Annotated in this window: 18 protein-coding genes; 1 reads left to right on the forward strand and 17 read right to left on the reverse strand. The window is 58.7% G+C overall.

All coding sequences use genetic code 11. From position 1 onward, the window contains the following. Nucleotides 1-39: 39 nt before the first annotated feature. Genes coxB through AC13QY_RS08670 form a run of 9 tightly spaced genes read right to left on the reverse strand, consistent with a single transcriptional unit; the run spans nt 40 to nt 9,272 of the window. Nucleotides 40-981 (reverse strand): cytochrome c oxidase subunit II, encoded by a 942-nt coding sequence (coxB, locus tag AC13QY_RS08630; RefSeq protein ID WP_488493256.1) that lies wholly within the window; start codon nt 979-981, stop codon nt 40-42. Continuing rightward, nucleotides 978-1,784, reverse strand: a complete 807-nt coding sequence (locus AC13QY_RS08635) for an SCO family protein (RefSeq protein ID WP_488493257.1) — start codon at nt 1,782-1,784, stop codon at nt 978-980. Before AC13QY_RS08635 ends, coxB begins: the two co-directional genes overlap by 4 nt. Then, nucleotides 1,781-2,185: a hypothetical protein gene (locus tag AC13QY_RS08640; protein WP_488493258.1), complete on the reverse strand. Its 405-nt coding sequence runs from the start codon at nt 2,183-2,185 to the stop codon at nt 1,781-1,783. The genes AC13QY_RS08635 and AC13QY_RS08640 overlap by 4 nt, the downstream gene beginning before the upstream one ends. Further along, nucleotides 2,182-3,234 (reverse strand): hypothetical protein, encoded by a 1,053-nt coding sequence (locus AC13QY_RS08645; RefSeq protein ID WP_488493259.1) that lies wholly within the window; start codon nt 3,232-3,234, stop codon nt 2,182-2,184. Before AC13QY_RS08645 ends, AC13QY_RS08640 begins: the two co-directional genes overlap by 4 nt. Further along, a complete protein-coding gene (locus tag AC13QY_RS08650) occupies nt 3,231-3,764 on the reverse strand; it encodes a c-type cytochrome (protein ID WP_488493260.1) in 534 nt (177 codons plus the stop codon). The genes AC13QY_RS08645 and AC13QY_RS08650 overlap by 4 nt, the downstream gene beginning before the upstream one ends. Then, nucleotides 3,761-4,321, reverse strand: coding sequence for a DUF3341 domain-containing protein (locus tag AC13QY_RS08655; protein WP_488493261.1), 561 nt, complete (start codon nt 4,319-4,321; stop codon nt 3,761-3,763). The genes AC13QY_RS08650 and AC13QY_RS08655 overlap by 4 nt, the downstream gene beginning before the upstream one ends. Further along, complete coding sequence (gene nrfD, locus AC13QY_RS08660; protein ID WP_488493262.1) at nt 4,314-5,651, reverse strand: NrfD/PsrC family molybdoenzyme membrane anchor subunit; 1,338 nt, start codon at nt 5,649-5,651, stop codon at nt 4,314-4,316. Before nrfD ends, AC13QY_RS08655 begins: the two co-directional genes overlap by 8 nt. Continuing rightward, nucleotides 5,648-8,599: a TAT-variant-translocated molybdopterin oxidoreductase gene (locus tag AC13QY_RS08665; RefSeq protein WP_488493263.1), complete on the reverse strand. Its 2,952-nt coding sequence runs from the start codon at nt 8,597-8,599 to the stop codon at nt 5,648-5,650. Before AC13QY_RS08665 ends, nrfD begins: the two co-directional genes overlap by 4 nt. 4 nt (nt 8,600-8,603) lie before the next feature. Then, the gene (locus tag AC13QY_RS08670; protein WP_113353072.1) at nt 8,604-9,272 is read right to left on the reverse strand and encodes a cytochrome c3 family protein; all 669 of its coding nucleotides are present in this window, start codon (nt 9,270-9,272) and stop codon (nt 8,604-8,606) included. A 199-nt stretch (nt 9,273-9,471) separates the two neighbouring features. Between AC13QY_RS08670 and AC13QY_RS08675 the strand changes: the two genes are divergently transcribed. Further along, nucleotides 9,472-9,675, forward strand: a complete 204-nt coding sequence (locus tag AC13QY_RS08675; protein ID WP_069614275.1) for a hypothetical protein — start codon at nt 9,472-9,474, stop codon at nt 9,673-9,675. A 160-nt stretch (nt 9,676-9,835) separates the two neighbouring features. Here the strand turns inward: AC13QY_RS08675 and AC13QY_RS08680 are convergent, their stop codons facing one another. From AC13QY_RS08680 to AC13QY_RS08715, 8 genes are all read right to left on the reverse strand, one after another. Then, nucleotides 9,836-10,333 (reverse strand): NUDIX hydrolase, encoded by a 498-nt coding sequence (locus AC13QY_RS08680; RefSeq protein WP_488493264.1) that lies wholly within the window; start codon nt 10,331-10,333, stop codon nt 9,836-9,838. Between the two features lie 151 nt (nt 10,334-10,484). Beyond that, nucleotides 10,485-10,985, reverse strand: a complete 501-nt coding sequence (locus AC13QY_RS08685; protein WP_488493265.1) for a YciE/YciF ferroxidase family protein — start codon at nt 10,983-10,985, stop codon at nt 10,485-10,487. Between the two features lie 206 nt (nt 10,986-11,191). Then, entirely contained in the window at nt 11,192-13,591 is a 2,400-nt protein-coding gene (locus AC13QY_RS08690) for a membrane-bound PQQ-dependent dehydrogenase, glucose/quinate/shikimate family (RefSeq protein ID WP_488493266.1), read from the reverse strand. Between the two features lie 65 nt (nt 13,592-13,656). Further along, on the reverse strand, nt 13,657-13,935 hold the full coding sequence (locus AC13QY_RS08695) for a DUF2934 domain-containing protein (protein ID WP_488493267.1): 279 nt from the start codon (nt 13,933-13,935) through the stop codon (nt 13,657-13,659). 161 nt (nt 13,936-14,096) lie between these two features. Next, a complete protein-coding gene (locus tag AC13QY_RS08700; protein WP_488493268.1) occupies nt 14,097-14,669 on the reverse strand; it encodes a cysteine hydrolase family protein in 573 nt (190 codons plus the stop codon). A 27-nt stretch (nt 14,670-14,696) separates the two neighbouring features. Then, nucleotides 14,697-14,942 (reverse strand): hypothetical protein, encoded by a 246-nt coding sequence (locus AC13QY_RS08705; protein WP_488493269.1) that lies wholly within the window; start codon nt 14,940-14,942, stop codon nt 14,697-14,699. 40 nt (nt 14,943-14,982) lie between these two features. After that, nucleotides 14,983-15,783 (reverse strand): SDR family NAD(P)-dependent oxidoreductase, encoded by an 801-nt coding sequence (locus tag AC13QY_RS08710; RefSeq protein WP_488493270.1) that lies wholly within the window; start codon nt 15,781-15,783, stop codon nt 14,983-14,985. Between the two features lie 14 nt (nt 15,784-15,797). Next, on the reverse strand, nt 15,798-16,967 hold the full coding sequence (locus tag AC13QY_RS08715; RefSeq protein WP_488493271.1) for a zinc-dependent alcohol dehydrogenase: 1,170 nt from the start codon (nt 16,965-16,967) through the stop codon (nt 15,798-15,800). Nucleotides 16,968-17,245 lie beyond the last annotated feature (278 nt).

Here is a 17,245-nt window from a genome sequence, read left to right on the forward strand (position 1 = left end):
CGACATTGGCCTCTTCAAGCTTGGGATCGGCGACATCGGTCATTGTGTGACCCCCGCCTGCCCTAGTGATTTGACATAGGCGACGAGCTTCATGACATCCTCCTCGCTCAGAAGGTTCTGAAAGGTCGGCATTATCGGCTGATAGCCGGCAACGACCTGCGATTGCGGCAGTAGGATGCTGTCGCGAATATATTGATCGTCCGCAGCGACGATCTCTCCAGATTGAAGCGGCACTGGATTGCCATAGATGCCAACCAGTGAAGGCGCTCGCACCGACGCCCCCGGATCGTGACAGCCGCTACAGCCACGGCTGCGAAAGAGCGTCGCCCCTTCCGCGGCGAGGCTCACGTCATTCGAGGACAGGGACAGCCATTTGGCATAGTCGGTGGGGTTCATGACGATAAAACTGCCGGTCATCTCCGAATGATTGCTGCCGCAATATTGCGAGCAGGCAATGCGATAGGTGCCTGGCTTGTCGGCCACGAACCAACTCGACGTATATCGCCCAGGCACGACATCCTGCTTGATGCGCAGGGCCGGGATGAAGAGGCTATGAATGACATCCTGCGACGCCATTGTGAGCTTGACCGGCTGACCGGACGGTACATGCAGTTCGTTGACTTCGGCCTGTCCTTCGGGATGCTGGAATTTCCACATCCATTGCTTGGCAACGACGTCGATCTGCATGGCGTCGGCAGGCGGATGATAAAGCCTGGCGAAGAGATCCGTCGACCAGACATAAAAGCCGAGCAGGGCAAGAAACGGGACGATGGTCCAGGAAAGCTCCAGGGGAATGTTGCGGTTCGGCGCATGCCTGCGATCGGCCTCCTTGCCCCGCCGATATTTGACGATGAAGACGAGGAGCAGGACGAACACCGGCGCCGACAGCGCCACGATCAGCACGGTGAAGGCAATGACGAGCAAATCGATCTGATGACTATAAGCGGACGCGCCGGAGGGCCAGAGCGGAATGAAATTCACGGCAGCCTCCTTCCGGCATCTTTCGAACGGCACTCGCGAAGGAGCAAGATGACAAGCACACCGATGCCGAGGATCGCGACGAGGCCGCATGCGACACGAAGCGCAATCAGAATAAGGGACGAATATCGCCCGGTAAGCGGATCATAATGATAGCACAGCAACAAAAGCTGGTCCTGCCAGCTACCGATGCGCCCCTCACCGGCCTCGGAGAGCGCAAGTTTCAGGTCTCCGCTCGTTGGCGCAAGTCCGTAGAGCCACCGGCTTAACCGCCCATCCGGTGTTAAGACGGCGACAGCGGCATCGTGGGCATATTGGGCAATGTCGGGATCCCAGGCATAACGATAGCCGAGAGCATCGGTGACGCTGTGAATGGCGGCCACCTCGCCCGTCAGCGCATGCAGGCCGTCGTTTGTGAGTGAGGGAAAACGGCGCTTCAGCTGTTTGAGCGAAGCCGAAGCCTCTTTGGGACCCTCGCGTGCATCTATGCCAAAGGTGACAATTGTAAAATCGGTAGCCGGCCGAAATGACTGTCCCTCTACCGCCTCCATCAGGCCCGACAAGGTGACACCACAGATATTGGGACAATTATGCAGGACGGGCGCCAGCACGATCGGCTTGCCGTCCCCAAGCTGGCGAAGGGAGACGACGCGACCGGCCTCATCATGGAAAGGCAGATCGAGGGGGATGAAGGCATCCGGCTTCTGATCGATTCCGGTCACCGAGAATGGATCGAAGGCGGCTGCGCGCGCCTCGCCGGCGCAGACAAGCAAGGCAAGAGCCAGCGTGAATGCGGCCGTCCTCATCGCGCTTCCTCCCGTTCATCGTGATCCGGCCAGCCGCGCGCCGCCAGGATGACCATGGTCCTGTCGATCGGAATATGCGCCGCCCCGACTTGGCGATCGATCCAGCCGTAACCCTGAAGACGCTGTTCCGCCTGCCGCTGAAGCAGCTCGCGATTGGCGGATGGTGACACTTCGAGGCGTGGGCCTAGCTCCGCCTGCCTAGACCCGAACTTCGTCCGCGGCGGCGCGGCGTTCGGCGCAATCCACGACAAAATGCCAAAGACAAGGAGAACCGAAAGACCCATGCCGAGGAAGAGGCCAAGCGTCACCCAGAGCACCAGCCGGGGAGAGACATCCTTCGGTTCGAATAGTCGCGACGCTTTCTGCCGCCGCGGCTTCCTGGAAAACGAGGCAGCCATCATGAAGCCTCCGCCGTCGCGGTCGCCGCCAGCCGGCGCGCGACCTTGCTCGCGCGGGAAAGAATGGCAAGCGTGATCTGCGCGAGACCGGCAAGCGACAAGCCATAGGCTACGATGGCGTAGCCCAGATGCGCTGTCAGCCTCGGCAGGACGAGCCAGGCGTATTCCAGCAACCGCCCGGCGAGGATGATCGATACCAGACCCACCAACCACCGTCTGGATCGGCGGATCGGTGGAAAGAACAGAAGGAAAAGTGGCGTCAGATGCAGGAAGGTAATCGAGACCTCGACCAACGACCAAATGCCCATACCGCGGCGCTGAAACCAGAGGGCGCCCTGAACCAGATTGCCCGACCAGATGATGAAATATTGCATGAACGCCAAATAGGCCCAACAGAGGATGGCGGTGATCAACAGCGAACCGACCACGCTCGGCTTGGCGACACCACCCTCCCCCAGGCTCATGAGCACCAGCAAGGCAAGCGCGGTCAGCATCTGGCCGGCGAGTACATAGAGCGCGAAACCGGAGGAATGAAAGTGGGGATCGAGCGACATCAGCCAATCGGTCGCAAGGATTTCCTGCAGGAGGATGAAACCGATGAGTCCGCTGATCGCAATCGATCGAGATTGGCTGCGCAACAGTGCCTGCGCAAGCAGGTAAGCGGCGGCGAGAATAAAGAGGGTTCTGAGGTCAAAGAATAACGGCGTCAGGTAGATCGCCTTGAACGGTGCCATGGGAGGCTGCCGAACCCATTCATAGACGGATGACAGGCCGAACAGGATCGGCAGCCAGGCGATCAGCACGAGCGGCAGCAGCGACAGCGACGATCTCGCTGCATGATCGAGATCGTGCCGCCAGATTCCGGGAATTATGCGCATCATCATGACCAGACAAAGCGCACCCAGCGGGAGCCCGCTTACGAAGACCAGCGCTGAAAGCCAACCGAGCAAGGCAGACGCGGGCGCGACGAGCGCCAGGGAAAGAGCCGCGAGGCAGAAGATCACGCCGCTCAGCGCCAGCAAGCGGGTCGGCAGGGCTTCGACCCGGCTCATGATCCCGTCCTCTTCAGCTGCGCCTGATCCTCCGGCGGCAGGCTCGCGACACTGGCGCCCTGACTTAGCTGCAACGCCCGGATATAGGCTGCGATCGCCCAGCGATCCCGTGGAGAAACGCGGTCCGCATAGGAATACATCACGCCGTGGCCCTTGGAGATCACCTCGACGAAATAACGGGATGGCGCCTGTCGCAGTCGGTCGATGTGAAAACTCGGCGGATGGGGAAAGCCTCGCGCCGGCACCGTGCCATTGCCGTAGCCGGCGTTGTCATGACAAGGCGTGCAATAGATGCCGAATTCCTGCTGCCCGCGCTGGAGAAGCTCGATATTCATCGCAGGACGATCGGCAAGCGCCCGCGCATTCTGAAGATCGTCCCGCGCGACCGTTCCATCCGGCGGCGCCTGCAGGGTTTTGCCATCGGCAAAGAGCCGGCTCTTTTCATAGGAATCATAGCGCGGCTGATGGTTCATGTCATCGCAGCCGGCAAGCAGAAGCATCGGCGCAAGAATGAGAAGACCGCACCTCATTCCGGTTGCTCCGTATGCTCGACGGCTTCCACGCTGATTGGCTCGAGCATGCCGAGAAAGGCGCGTGTGCGCTTCGCATGGAAGCGCTGGTCGTTACTCAGAATGATGAGAAAGAACTTGTCGGACTGCCCGAGCTGGAACGCCTCGATGTCGAATAGCGGGTGATGCAGTCGCGGCAAGCGGTTCAGAAGCAGCATGCCGAAAATTGCTGAAAGTACGGCAAAAAGAACCGTGAGTTCGAAGGTGATGAGCATGAAGGACTGCCAGGCAAAGAGGGGCCGACCGCCGATTTCGATCGGATAGGCGTAGTTGGTGTAGAGTTGCAGCCCGTAGCCGAGCGCCGCACCGAAGAGACCGCCGGCCAAAGTCAGCCACGGAATGATGTTCTCCTCGAAGCCGAGCGCCTCCGTCAGCTCTTCGATCGGATACGGAGAATATGCCTCCATGGCGGTAAAGCCCGCCTTGCGCGCGCGTTTCACCGCCTCGATCAGTCGCTCTGGCCTGTCGAATTCGGCCAGCAGCCCAAACGGATCTCCTCCGGGACGCGGCTCACGCATGCCTCAAATCTCCCGTCTCGCGTAGAGCCTCCTCCACTTCAAACGTGGAGATCACGGGCAGGAAGCGCACGAAGAGAAGGAACGGTGTCAGGAAGACGCCGAGCATTCCGGCATAAAGGCCCCATTCCCAAACGCTCGGATGATATTGGCCCCAGGAGGAAACCAGATAGTCGCGATATAGCGATGTCGTCAGCAACATGTAACGCTCGAACCACATGCCGATCGTGACGGACAGGCCGATCAAGAAGAGCATGGGCGGCTGGCGTCTGACGCTTTCGAACCATAACAGCTGCAGCGGTAGGAAATTCAGAATGACGGCGCCCCAATAGCTGAAGGCATAGGCACCGGCCAGCCGGTCCATCAGCGTTCCCACATCCTGCAATTCACCGCCGTAAAGGCTGTCGAACACTTCCGCGACATAACCGTAGGCCGTCATCAGGCCGGTTGCGAGCAGGAAGCGTCCGAGCAGGTCGAGATGGCGGTCGGTGACCAGCATGCCAAGACCGAGGGCGTGGCGCAGCACGACGGCGATCATGGCGACGACGGCGAAACCGGAAAAGGCCGCCCCAAGCACGAAATAGGGCGGGAAGACCGTGGAGGTCCAGCCCGGTATCGGACCGGCGGCGAAGAGCAGCGAAATTTCCGAATGAACCGAGACCACCAGCGGAACGGCGATCGCTGCCGTCAGCCTGTAGGCCTGGTTCCATCGTGCCCAGTGCCGGGCGGACCCCCGCCAGCCGAGCGCCGCGAGCCCGTAAATCACCTGCTGCCAGCGTCGCCTGGCGCGGTCGCGTACCGCCGCTAGATCCGGGATAATGCCGATATACCAAAACAATATGGAAACAGTGAGATAGGTCAGGACGGCGAAGAAATCCCAGCTCAGCGGGCTCTTGAACTGTGGCGAAATCGTCATCGTATTGGGATAGGGCGCGATCCAGTAGAAGAACCATGGCCGGCCAAGATGCAGGATGGGATATAGCCCGGCGCAAATGACGGCAAACAGCGTCATCGCTTCGGCGAAGCGGTTGAGCGAATTGCGCCAGTGGGCACCCAATAGAAGCAACATTGCCGAGATCAACGTCCCGGCGTGCCCGATGCCCAGGAACCAGATGTAGTTGGCGATCGCCAGACCCCAATTGACGGGAATATTGTTGCCCCAGACGCCGACTCCCGAAATGAGAAGCACCGTCGCCGAAACCACAAAGGATAAAAGCAGCAGCAGGGAAAATGCGAAGCATAGCCACCACGCGACGGGTGCCGGATATTTCAACGGGATCCGCGTGATCCGCTCCGCGGCCGCAGCGTCCTGATCGCGAATTTTCCCGCTCATCCCGCTGCCTCCGTCTTTGCAAGGGACGGATCTTCGATCCGGGCGAGATAGGTTGTTCGGGGCCGGGTGTTTGCTTCCTCGAGCAGGCTATAGTCACGCAAACCCGCCTTGAGTCGACTGACGCCGGAATTGGGGTCCGCGACATTGCCGAAAGTAATTGCCTGCGTCGGGCAAACTTGCTGGCAGGCTGTAACGATCTCGCCATCGTGCATCGGCCGACCCTCCTTGTCGGCTACGATCCGTGCCTCGGCGATGCGCTGGACGCAGTAGGTGCATTTTTCCATGACACCGCGGCTGCGCACCGTTACATCCGGATTGCGCATGGCCTTGATCTGCTCGGCATCGTCGCCCGTGAAGTCGAACCAGTTGAAACGGCGCACCTTATAGGGACAGTAGGACGAGCAAGTGCGTGTGCCGATGCAGCGATTATAGATCTGCAGGTTCAAGCCATCGATGCTATGGACCGCGGCATTGACGGGACAGCCCATCTCGCAAGGCGCCTGCTCGCAATGCATGCAGGGGACCGGCTGAAAATAGGACTTTGGCGCCGTCACATCCCCTTCATGGTAATGATCGATCCGCAGCCAATGCATTTGCCGCCCTTCGGCGACAAGTTCCTTGCCGACCACCGGAATGTTGTTTTCAGCCTGGCAGGCGGTCACGCAGGCATTACAGCCGATGCAAAGATCGAGATCGATCGACATGCCCCAGGACGGATCAGATATCGGCCTGTCCGGATAAAGCGATGGCGGCTTTTGCTTCTGATCCGGCCCGGACTGCCGATCGAGCTGTTCAACCTCGACCGTCCGGATAAAATCGAAACCGTCGATGGCCTGGTGTAATTGCGTCGTTGCCACCGGCAGCATCTTGCCTGTCGGCTCGATGGTGACGCCGGCGATATGCCAAGGTGTTGCCGAGCGCCGCAGGCCGTAGGCGTCATAGCCAAGACCATCCGCGATCGAATCCTTCAGCTTGCGTCCATAACCGAGCGTGATGGCGATTGTATTAGCTTCCTGACCTGGCATGATCCAGACAGGCCCGTGAATGGAAGTTTCCCCCGCCGTCAATTTGACCTCGGCGCCATTTTCCAGCTTTCGTTCAGATGCAAGTTGCGGGCTGATGAGGATCACGTTGCCCCATGTGATCTTGGTCAGAGGCCGTGGCGTCTCCTGCGCCCAGGCATTCTCCGAGAGGGTACCGTCCCAGACGCCGGCATCCGGACGAATGACTAGGGACAGGCCGGAAGGGGCGTCCGGCGCAGCCGGCGGGACGGCGCGGTCCAGAATGGTCGGGATGAGCGACGGTGCGGCACTATCCGAAACGAAGCCGCGATAAAGCGCGTCGCGCCAGCGCTCGTCGAACTCTCCATCCCAGGCCGCGCGCCAGGTCTGCTGCACCAGATCCCTATCGCTCAATGCGCGGCCCATCATTGCTTCAAGCACGACATGCGCTGCGCGCACCGCATAGAACGGCCGGACCAATGGCTGGATCAATGTCACGCTGCCGTCCACAGCACGCGCGTCACTCCAGCTTTCAAGATCATGTTGAAGCGGCACATGCCAATGCGAAAGAGAAGCCGTTTCATCGACATAGAGCCCGGCGTGAACGCGGAGCTTCACCTTCTGCAAAGCATCGCGAAACGCGAGATCGCCCGGCGCAAAATAGGCGGGATCGCTACCGATAACCGTCAGTGTCGACACCTTGCCGTCGTTCATGTCGGTTACAAGCACGTCGAGCGATCGCGGGCCGTCCGGCGCTTGGGCATTGACCGGCTCGGAGAAGTGAAGCGTGTTTCCGAGACTTCCCAATCTCTCATTGATCAGCAAGGCAAGCGCCTGAAGATCGTCTCCATGATGGACGCCGACCAGCACCAAGGCATTGGCCTTAGATGCCTGGAGAGCGGTTGAGGCGCCGATCACCCATTGTCGCTCGTGATCAGCGAGGCTGACATCCCCCAGGCCCTTGAGACCAATCCGGGCGCCTATGGCGCGCAGCAGGCGATCCATCCCCGAATGCGATGCAACGAGGTGCATATCCGCAACCGCCCCAGTGGCCGAAGGTGTCGGTTCGGTCACGAAGAGCCTGCTCGCCCCTTGCATGTGTTGGCGCAACCGCCGGCGATCGGCGAAGGCACGGGCATATGACGTCTGCCGAGGACCAGGGCCGAGGAAATCGTCGTCGAGACTGACGATGGTTTCGGCGGCGGCGAATGCTGGCTGAAACTCCAGCGGGCGACCGAAAATGTGCTGCGTGGCGTTCCATCGGCCGGTCTCAGGCAATGGATCGCAGATATGCCACCGTGCCCTTGGCCACCGCTGCATCATCGCCTCGATCTGGCGGCGCAAGGTCGGCGAACTAAAAGGTGCGGTCAGCAGCCGAAACCCTTCCCCTCCAGTCTTGTCCAGTTCATCAGCTTTCGCCGCCATCTCGGCATCGAATGCGTTCCAATCGGCGGGCTTGCCCAGGTGCAGCGGCGTTTGCGAGCGACCGGGATCGTAAAGGCCGAGGAGTGAGGCCTGCGTGAAAGCATCGGTGGCCCCGCCGGATACGGGATGATCGGGATTGCCTTCCAGCTTGACCGGTCTGCCGGTGAAGGTCTTGCCGAGGGTAGGCTGCGCGTAGCCGCCAAAGGTCGCGGCTGTGGCAAACCACTTGGCGACGCCGACGCTCACGCCCGCGGGCGCCTGGACGTATGGGAGCGCCTCCTCGTCCCCCTCGCCCTTGCAGGCCGAAAGGCCTGATAGCGCAAGCGATGCCGCCATGATCTTGAGGAGGGTACGGCGGTCGAAGGTAATACCGCCTCTGTGCATCATCGGAAATTCACGCCTGGAGAACCGGTGAAACTCCTCCGTATCGGCGAGCTCCTCCAGTGCCCGCCAGAAATGCCTCCCCGTCTTGCCGATCAGCCGCTCGTGGACCGTATCTTTTTGAACCGGACGATCTATCATCGGATCACCTGTGACAGATGTTGCATTGGATGAGTTTCCTAGGTTCGATGCCATAGGCTTTCACCACCTGCGCGCCGAAATCCTTGTGCTGCTCGGGATTGGCGTCCCAGTCGGACCAGTCCATGCGCGTCACCTGATCGGGCGGGCGCAGATTGGGCGCCGGATTTCGGTGGCAATCCAGGCACCACTGCATCTGGAAGGGCTGCGCGCGCGACATCAACGGCATCCGATCAACCCGCCCGTGGCACGTCACGCAGGCAACGCCGCGAGCGACATGAATCGAATGGTTGAAGTAGACATAGTCGGGTAACCGGCTGACGCGGTTCCATGTGAGCGGCACGTTGGCCGCGAGGCTGTGTCGGACCGGCGCCAGCATGCTGGCACCGGTCCAGATTTGCGAGTGGCAGCTCATGCAGATATGTGTCGCCGGCAGTCCCGCGCGGGCGCTTGTCTCGACGGAGGTGTGACAATACCGACAGTCGATACCGAGACCTCCGACGTGATGCTCATGGCTGAAGGGAACCGGCTGATCCTGCACCCAGCCGACCAGGGTACCATAGCTGGAACTCGCGTATCCGCCGACAAACAGGACGATCAGGAATATCAGGATGGCGGCAACGAGCAGAGATGCGCGCAGCCTCGTATCAGCCGATGCCGTAAAGATCTGCGCCACGGAATTCCCCTGAATTCGCCCTCGCAATGGGGTCAAACGAAAACCGGGGTTGAAAGTTCCACCATCTGTAGTGTCGGCCGTAGATGGTGCATTCCATCCCGTTTGCCTGGAACAATGCGGGATACCGGCAGTTTTTAAGACCAAGGCGGATCGTCTTTGGCGCTATCGCCGCAAAATACATCCCAGAGGAGGCCCCGCTATGAAACATCAGCAACCTCGTGAAGGCGCGCCAGGAACGACGGATCAATCGCCGCGATGGGAAGGACCGGCTGGATCAAAGCCAGCTGGATACCTACCGGCCAAGGATGGCGGTGAAAAAGCGCGCGATGCCCACGGCGAAAATATCGATCATCCACGCAAGCGTCGCGTATCCGACGCACTGAAACAAAAAGGCGATGATTGACGATGCCGCCAGGCCATGGCGCCGCCACGAAAACTGCCAAGAAGTGGCGCAAGCTTGCGATTGGTCGCGATGAGGAGGAGAAGGATTCGACCTCGGCCTGAACCAAGGCGTATTAGATTGGCCCACGGTGAAATTGCAAGACGATGCCCACGGCTATTGCTTAATCCGTTCCCGTAGGCCTTGTTTCCTCCAGCACAAAGCGCATCAATAGTCCCTTCAGTTCAGGTTCGCGCACACGGCGGGCTGCCTCTTCCGGCATCATCCATTCGATTGTCCGCTGCCCACTTTCAGGAAACTTTCCACATTGTTTTCGGACTTCAAGCAGGTGAACTTCGACCACTGACGGTATCGTCCGCCTGTCAGCCAGCATCTTCAAATATGTGAAATATCCGAATATCCCCTTTTTGACCTTGCCCTTGACGCCTGCCTCTTCCCAGGCTTCGCGTCGCGCCACCTGACCACCATCAAGCCCTTTAATCGGCCATCCCTTCGGGATCATCCATCGTTTGGTCTCCCGTGTGGTGATAAGCAGCACTTCACGCGAATTATCGTCGCGATGCCGAAAGCATAACGCGCCATATTGCTCGGCCATCTCTCCGGCGGCGATGGTCTCTATATGCGCGGCAAGTCGCGCAAGATGGGGTCGGCGGTTTGACATGACACCTCTAACTTACCGGCCCATGGGTCGGCATGATATCGAAACCGACAAGCTCCCTTCAACGCTGTCGCACGAAGCATATTCGTGACCGGGGCGTCCCCTGACGGTGCGCTGCTTCCGCAACGCACCAAAGATCAAAGGCAACCATGTTTCATGCGGCCTTTCTGGCCTTCGCATTGGCCGCCGTCTCGGCGAGTTTCGTTAGTTTCTGATCCGTCGCCTTTTCTTCCTCCAGCGTCTGCCGCAGGAGAGTGACGGCATCCTTCAGACCGAGTTGCTTGGCCCATTCAATAAGCGTGCCGTAGCGGGCAATTTCGTAGTGCTCGACGGCCTGCGCCGAAGAGATAAGACCGGCATCGAGCGCCGGCGTGCCCTTGAATTCCTCGATGATCTCGTCGGCCTCGGCGATAATGCCCTGGATTGCTTCGCAGGTCTTTCCGCGCGTTGGCTTTCCAAGCAGCTCGAATACCTGCTCCAAGCGTTCCACGTGGCCCTGGGTTTCGTCGCGGTGATGAAGGAAACCTTGTTTGCCCTCCTCGGCCTGTGCCGCGCGTGCCATCTTTGGCAATGCCCTTAGAATCCGCTTCTCGGCATAGTAGATGTCTTTCAATGTTTCCAGAAAGAGATCATTCAAAGTCTTCTCGGATGCCATTTAGAGTCCCCAACATATTGAGAAAAGATCATTTTGCAGCAGCGCGCCGATGTGCCGGTCTTTTGCGCGTGATGTTTTCTCCTCTGGGTTGTTCTTGAGATCTTCAGTGGTCTCACACTCCGAACCGACGGCCTGAAGATTGGTTCCCGTCTTATTCCTGGAAAAATGCTGTCAGCACCGCCCTGAATTGAAAATTGCTTCCTGACCTAGCGATGCGGCAACGCAAACGCCACGATGTCGTCACCGTTGCGCGACTGCAAGCCGCCGTGCCCACCAGCTGCAACGACGACATATTGTCTTCCGTCCGAGCCGAGATAGGTCAAGGGGGTGGCGTTTCCACCTGCCGGCAGGTGAAACTGCCAGACGACCTTTCCCGTCTTGCCATCGAGCGCGCGGATATATTGATCCGTCGTTGCGGCGATGAAGATCAAGCCGCTACGTGTCGCAACACTCCCGCCCATGCTGAATATTCCCGTGGGCAGACCAAAGGGCAGGCGCAGTCCAAACGGCCCCATATCCTCTGTCGTTCCAAGGGGACGCTGCCATGCGACCTTTCTTGTCAACAAATCGATCGCCTGCATCTGACCCCAAGGCGGGCGGGTACAAGGAATGTCAAGCACACCGAGCCAAGCTTTGACGACAATGGAAAAAGGCGTGCCATGCTCGGGATTATTTTGGAAGTCAGGCTGCGGATATGGCTGCTTCCATCCGCCCCATGGCGCGAAGAGCCCTTTGGCGAGAGCAGACGCATAGGGCAGCATCTGCAGTTGAAACGGCATGAATGTCGTATTGATAAACAAGAGTTTGCGTTCCGGATCGACCGTCGCGCCATACCAATCGGAGGTCCCGTCGAAGGCTGGCCAGCCGATGGTCGGTTTCAATCCTGGCGGCGTAAACAAACCGTCGTCCCGCATCCGCCGAAAGGAGATCCGGCAGAGAAGCTGATCGATGGGAGTTGCACCCCACATATCCGCTTCTCGAAGCTTGGGCGCGAGCAATTGCGGCATGCCGGTCGAGAAGGGTTGTGTGGGCGAATAGCGTTCGCCCGGTATATCGCCCGGCGGTACCGGCCGCTCGTCGACCTGGGCCAAAGGATGGCCATCGCGGCGGTCAAGAAGAAAAAGCTGGCCTTGTTTGCTGGTTTGAACAAGCGCTGGGATACTGCCGCCCCTATCGTCGGGGAGATCGACAAGCGATGGCCCCACGGGAAGATCGAAGTCCCAGAGATCATGATGCACGGTTTGAAAATGCCACCTCTCCTGCCCGGTGGTAAGGTCCAGCGCCACCAGCGAGCTTGAGTAGTGGTCGTCGAAAGATCTGCGCTGCCCTCCGAAATAGTCCGGAGTTGCGTTACCCAGGGGCACGAAGACGAGATTGAGCTTTGGATCGGCCGTATAGACGCCCCAGCCGTTCGGCGTTCCACGTGTATAGGTTTCATCTGCACCCAACGGCCTGTTAGCGGGATTCTTCCCCATGTCCCAAGACCATGCAAGTCGCCCCGTGTTTGCGTCAAAGGCGCGTATCACGCCCGAAGGCTCGCCGACGGTCTGATTGTCGTAGACCCATCCTCCCAGAACTATACGCCCGTTCAGGACAAGCGGTGGCGAGGAAATGAAATGAAACCCTGGCGGAACCGGCCCCATGTGATCGCGCAAATCGACCGTCCCCCGCTCACCGAACTGTTCGCAGGGCTTGCCCGTATCGGCATCGAGTTCGAATAGCCTTGGAAGATCCGATGCCGTCGAGATTATGCGGCGCGCGCATGGTCCCGCGGATGCCACGGACGAGGCGTCGTAATATGAAACCCCGCGGCACGCTTGATAGACATTGTGCGACATGTCGCCGCCCGGATCATAACGCCATTTCAGCTGTCCCGTCGTTGCATCGAGCGCGATAACCTCGCGATGCGGCGTGCAGAAATAAAGGCTGTTTTCAACCTTTATCGGGGTCGCTTCAAAGCTGAACTCCCTGCCTTTGGAATTCTCACCCGGCCTCGGCTTGTCGCCCGTCGAAAACGACCAAGCCTGTTGCAAGAGATTGACATTGTCAGGCGTGATTTTGTCGAGAGACGAATACCGGTCTCCCACTAGCGTGCCTCCGTAGTAAGCCCAATCGCCTGCTGAACCAGCATCGCTGTGATCTCCATCCATGACCTTCCAGCGGGCGGGATCGCCGAAACTGATGGTCCTGGCTTCGCTGATCCGATAACCAGAGCCAAAGACGAAGATCAGGATCGCCAATGAAAAAACGAGATTGGTGACGAGGATCATTCTTGCCCTTGCCAAGCGCTCGATGCGACCGGCAATCCAAGGGGACCAGATCCATAAGCCAAGAACCGCCGGAGCGACCAGTCTCGGGATAAGCGCCCAGCCATCAAAAACGGATTCGGTCAGAGCCCATGCCAGCGTCCCGATCAGCAATAACGTGTAAAGCCATGGACCGAAGACGCTTCCCCTGGACAACAGCACCGCAATACACAAAAGGATGATACCAGCTATCAGATAATAGGAAGTGCCGCCGAGTACGAATAGCCATGCGCCAAGGCACGCAAGGGTGATGCCGATTAGCCCGACGAGACAGGCCGTAAACATGAAAAGAACGCGCATCAAGGCTCCTCTCGTTGGCGCGAAGCACGGTCAAGCGTTCGACCGATTAGAAGAAGTAAGCCATCTCACTTGTTCTCGGAGGCAAGCTCTCCTGGCTTGAATCTCCCTGGCTTGGCTTCTTGTGAGGGAATGGCATCCGACGACGTGGGAGCTGGGCGGGTTTCATCCTCCGACTCCGGCGCCACGCCGGCATGATGGTCATCAGACGATGTTTTCGGGAGATCTTCGTCGCGGGCCCTTAGCTCACGTTCCGCATCCAACCAATGGCGCAATTCCTGCCCATTCGGCTTTCCTTCCATTTCCCACCTGGCATAGGCAGCCTTTCTGATGTCCTCTTTTGTCATCGGAGAGCCTTTTCGCAGATACCGACATCCAACTGCGCCGGAGCCGCGGAGTTCCCGAATCGACCATGTCCTCAATGAATCCGGTCGGCTATCGATCATGGGAAATCCTTCTGTATTTATGCTGGCTCATGCGCAGGGGGTCGAGCTAGCCATCGCCGTTATCATTCCGCAGACAGAAACTCTTCGACCGTCACAATTTTGGCCTGTACCGAAAATCGCCTTTCAAACAGCGTAAGCGCTGCGTCGTGCGCATCGTCATCACCACTGCAGACGGCATCCCTCAGGATGATAACGCCATAACCGAGATCGATGGCGCCAAGTACCGCGGCCAGGACGCAGACGTCCGTCTCTCCCCCGCTTATCACCAGAGTGTCGACGCCTTGACGGGACAATATCTGATGGAGACGACCATCCACCCACGGCGAATAGGTGAATTTGTCAAATATGCGCGCTGGCGGCGTCAAGGCTCGAAAGACTGGAAGCACGTCCATCAACTCTTGAGGCAGCTTGCTGGCGGTCATCATGTTCCATTTCTCGTAATAGGCCCGCCATTTGCCTGGCATGATGTCCGGCTGTGCTGGTGGCATGAAGCGCGTGAAAATCGTCCGCTCGGGAAATCGCCCCACCACCTCCACAACCTGATCCAGCGTCCGGGCCATCCAGGGCACCTGCCAGGGTGTCGGTTCAAAGAACATGCATTGCATGTCGATGCACAAATGCAGCCACGTTTTCATCCCGCCATCATCCAGCCAAACAGGAATTCAGCCGCGATATTTTCCCTCGTTCATGTCACGCGGATCATAGTTGAGATCCCAGTCTTTTTCAGGTTCTGCCGATCCTGGTGGGGTCTTGTTCACGGTTGCATCGCTGGAACCGGTAATGACCCTTGGCTTGGCGCTCGCGACACCGTCACTCTGACTGCCATGCAACAGCTTTCGATACTGACCTTTGGCGTCCTGAGTGGGATCTCCCCTCTTCTTTCCGTCTGGATTGTTCGACTTGACCATTACGATACCTCGCTTGCTTGTCGGACCTCATGGACGCTGATTAATTTTCGGCCGAGCCCGGGCGGGCTGTTTTTGCATGCTGGTGCGCCAAGATGCTGGCCGGTGTTATGTTCGCCACCGCGGCTTGGAGCTTGTTGTTCCAGCCGCTCACGACATCCGCTTCACCATCCATCATCGCATCGAAGCCGATCCGGGCGACTTCCGCGGGATTATCCTTCTTGGCGTGGCCAATTTCCGTGTCCATCAAGCCGGCCCGCTTAAAGAAATTCGTGTCCGTTGCCCCAGGCATCAGGCAACTGACCGACACGCCGGTACCCTTCAATTCTTCGCGCAGAGCGAAGGAGAAGCTATTGATAAAGGCCTTGGTTCCATTGTAGATCGCCTGGTAAGCGCCCGGCAGGAACCCGGCAATCGAGCCGGTCAGCAGAATGCGGCCATTGCCGCGGCTTCTCATCTGATTTCCGATGTGCTGGATCAGATACACGGTTCCGACGATATTGGTATCAATGACCTTTCTGGCGCGGGTAAAGTCTTGATCGAGAAATTGCCGGCCCAACCCCTGTCCGGCATTTGCCATGAGCAAATCGACGGGCCGACCGGTCGCGGCGATGTTCGCCAAAAGCGTGTCGACCCCGGATGGTGTCGAAAGATCGGTCTGCACCGCTTGCACCTCGCCGCCAAACTTTCTGAGCTGCGCGGCCGCGGTTTCGATCTCGCTCTCGTCGGCCGCCACGATGAGATTGTAACCTTCAGCGGCCGCGCAGGCAGCCAGTTCATAACCGATGCCGCTAGAGGCGCCGGTGATGACAGCCAGTCCTTTTGCCAAAGCCCGTTTGGCCATAAGCCTGCTCCTTCTCAAGGTTTGAGCACGACTTTCACGCAACCGTCCTGTTTGTCGCGAAAAAGCTTGTAAAGGTCGGGCCCATCTTCGAGGGTCCCGCGGTGGGTAACGACGAAGGAAGGATCGATTTCGCCCTTTTCGATACGTTCCATCAACATGGGCAGGTAATGTTGCACCGGCGTCTGCGCCATCTTGAAGGTCAGGCCTCTATTGATCGCCGATCCCATTGGAATCTTGTCGAGATATCCGCCATAAACGCCGACGATCGATACGGTGCCGAAGTTGCGGCAACAATGGATGGCCTGGCGCAAGACGTGGGGCCGGTCCGTACCCATGAAGGTCGCGACCTTGATGCGATCCCATCTCGAATCCCAACTGGCGGAAGCCTCGGCCTCGGTTCCCACCGCGTCAATACATGCATCGGCACCACGTCCTCGGGTCATTTCCATGATGCGGTCATAGACATCTTCTTCTAGGAAATTGACCGTCTCCGCGCCGCCAGCTTCAGCCAGCAAAAGGCGCGCTGGAACGGTATCGATGGCGATAACGCGTTCAGCACCTAGCAGGAAAGCCGATCGAATGGCCATTTGACCTACCGGGCCACATCCCCAGATCGCGATCGTATCGCCTTGCTGAATACTGCAGAATTCCGCCGCCATATAACCGGTCGGGAAGATATCGGAGAGAAACAGGACCTGTTCGTCATCCAGCCCATTTGGAACCTTGGCTGGCCCGACGTCGCCATGGGGAACGCGCAGATATTCGGCCTGACCGCCGCTGTAGCCGCCAAGGAGGTGAGAATAGCCGAACAGGCCGGCTGGCGAATTTCCCCAAAGCCTCGTTACCTTCGAACGATCGGGATTTGTCCGCTCGCAACCTGAGAATAAACCGCGCTTGCAAAAGAAGCATTCGCCGCAGGCGATCGTGAAGGGAACGACCACGCGGTCTCCAACGGCCAACCGTGAGACCTCTTTGCCGACCTCGACGACCTCCCCCATGGTTTCATGGCCCATGATATCACCGCTTTCCATGGCGGGCATCACTCCATCATAGAGATGTAGGTCGGAACCGCAGATCGCGCACGCGGTTACCTTTATGATGATGTCGCGTTCATCGTCTAACCGAGGATCGGGAACACTCTCGCACCGTATGTCATGCTTGCCGTGCCAGGTCAGTGCTTTCATCGGTTCCTCCAACATCTCGATCCTGCGCCAAACAGTCGGCCTGCGGCGATGTTCCCAGGCAACTGAAATTTGGCGACCGGAGTTCACGACCCAGCAACCGATGGGATACTGGCGCACCCTCGCCGGTATCGATCCGGGAGATGTTCGATTGTTGCAAATCCCTTACATCCGCAAAGCCTGATTTGAAAAGGGAACTTTCGAGTCGGAAGGAGGTTTGGATGTGAAACGCTGGTTTCTAGCACAGGGAAAGTGCAGTCATGGCCGTCTTCGAAAAGGGA

The organism is Martinezella sp. CNPSo 3795 (genome assembly GCF_057784475.1).

Coding starts and splice junctions, on each gene's coding strand:
- AC13QY_RS08635 (WP_488493257.1), bottom strand. CDS start 1,784: ATGAGGACGGCCGCATTCACGCTGGCTCTTGCCTTGCTTGTCTGCGCC.
- AC13QY_RS08640 (WP_488493258.1), bottom strand. CDS start 2,185: ATGATGGCTGCCTCGTTTTCCAGGAAGCCGCGGCGGCAGAAAGCGTCG.
- AC13QY_RS08645 (WP_488493259.1), bottom strand. CDS start 3,234: ATGAGCCGGGTCGAAGCCCTGCCGACCCGCTTGCTGGCGCTGAGCGGC.
- AC13QY_RS08650 (WP_488493260.1), bottom strand. CDS start 3,764: ATGAGGTGCGGTCTTCTCATTCTTGCGCCGATGCTTCTGCTTGCCGGC.
- AC13QY_RS08655 (WP_488493261.1), bottom strand. CDS start 4,321: ATGCGTGAGCCGCGTCCCGGAGGAGATCCGTTTGGGCTGCTGGCCGAA.
- nrfD (WP_488493262.1), bottom strand. CDS start 5,651: ATGAGCGGGAAAATTCGCGATCAGGACGCTGCGGCCGCGGAGCGGATC.
- AC13QY_RS08665 (WP_488493263.1), bottom strand. CDS start 8,599: ATGATAGATCGTCCGGTTCAAAAAGATACGGTCCACGAGCGGCTGATC.
- AC13QY_RS08675 (WP_069614275.1), top strand. CDS start 9,472: ATGAAACATCAGCAACCTCGTGAAGGCGCGCCAGGAACGACGGATCAA.
- AC13QY_RS08680 (WP_488493264.1), bottom strand. CDS start 10,333: ATGTCAAACCGCCGACCCCATCTTGCGCGACTTGCCGCGCATATAGAG.
- AC13QY_RS08685 (WP_488493265.1), bottom strand. CDS start 10,985: ATGGCATCCGAGAAGACTTTGAATGATCTCTTTCTGGAAACATTGAAA.
- AC13QY_RS08690 (WP_488493266.1), bottom strand. CDS start 13,591: ATGCGCGTTCTTTTCATGTTTACGGCCTGTCTCGTCGGGCTAATCGGC.
- AC13QY_RS08695 (WP_488493267.1), bottom strand. CDS start 13,935: ATGACAAAAGAGGACATCAGAAAGGCTGCCTATGCCAGGTGGGAAATG.
- AC13QY_RS08700 (WP_488493268.1), bottom strand. CDS start 14,669: ATGAAAACGTGGCTGCATTTGTGCATCGACATGCAATGCATGTTCTTT.
- AC13QY_RS08705 (WP_488493269.1), bottom strand. CDS start 14,942: ATGGTCAAGTCGAACAATCCAGACGGAAAGAAGAGGGGAGATCCCACT.
- AC13QY_RS08710 (WP_488493270.1), bottom strand. CDS start 15,783: ATGGCCAAACGGGCTTTGGCAAAAGGACTGGCTGTCATCACCGGCGCC.
- AC13QY_RS08715 (WP_488493271.1), bottom strand. CDS start 16,967: ATGAAAGCACTGACCTGGCACGGCAAGCATGACATACGGTGCGAGAGT.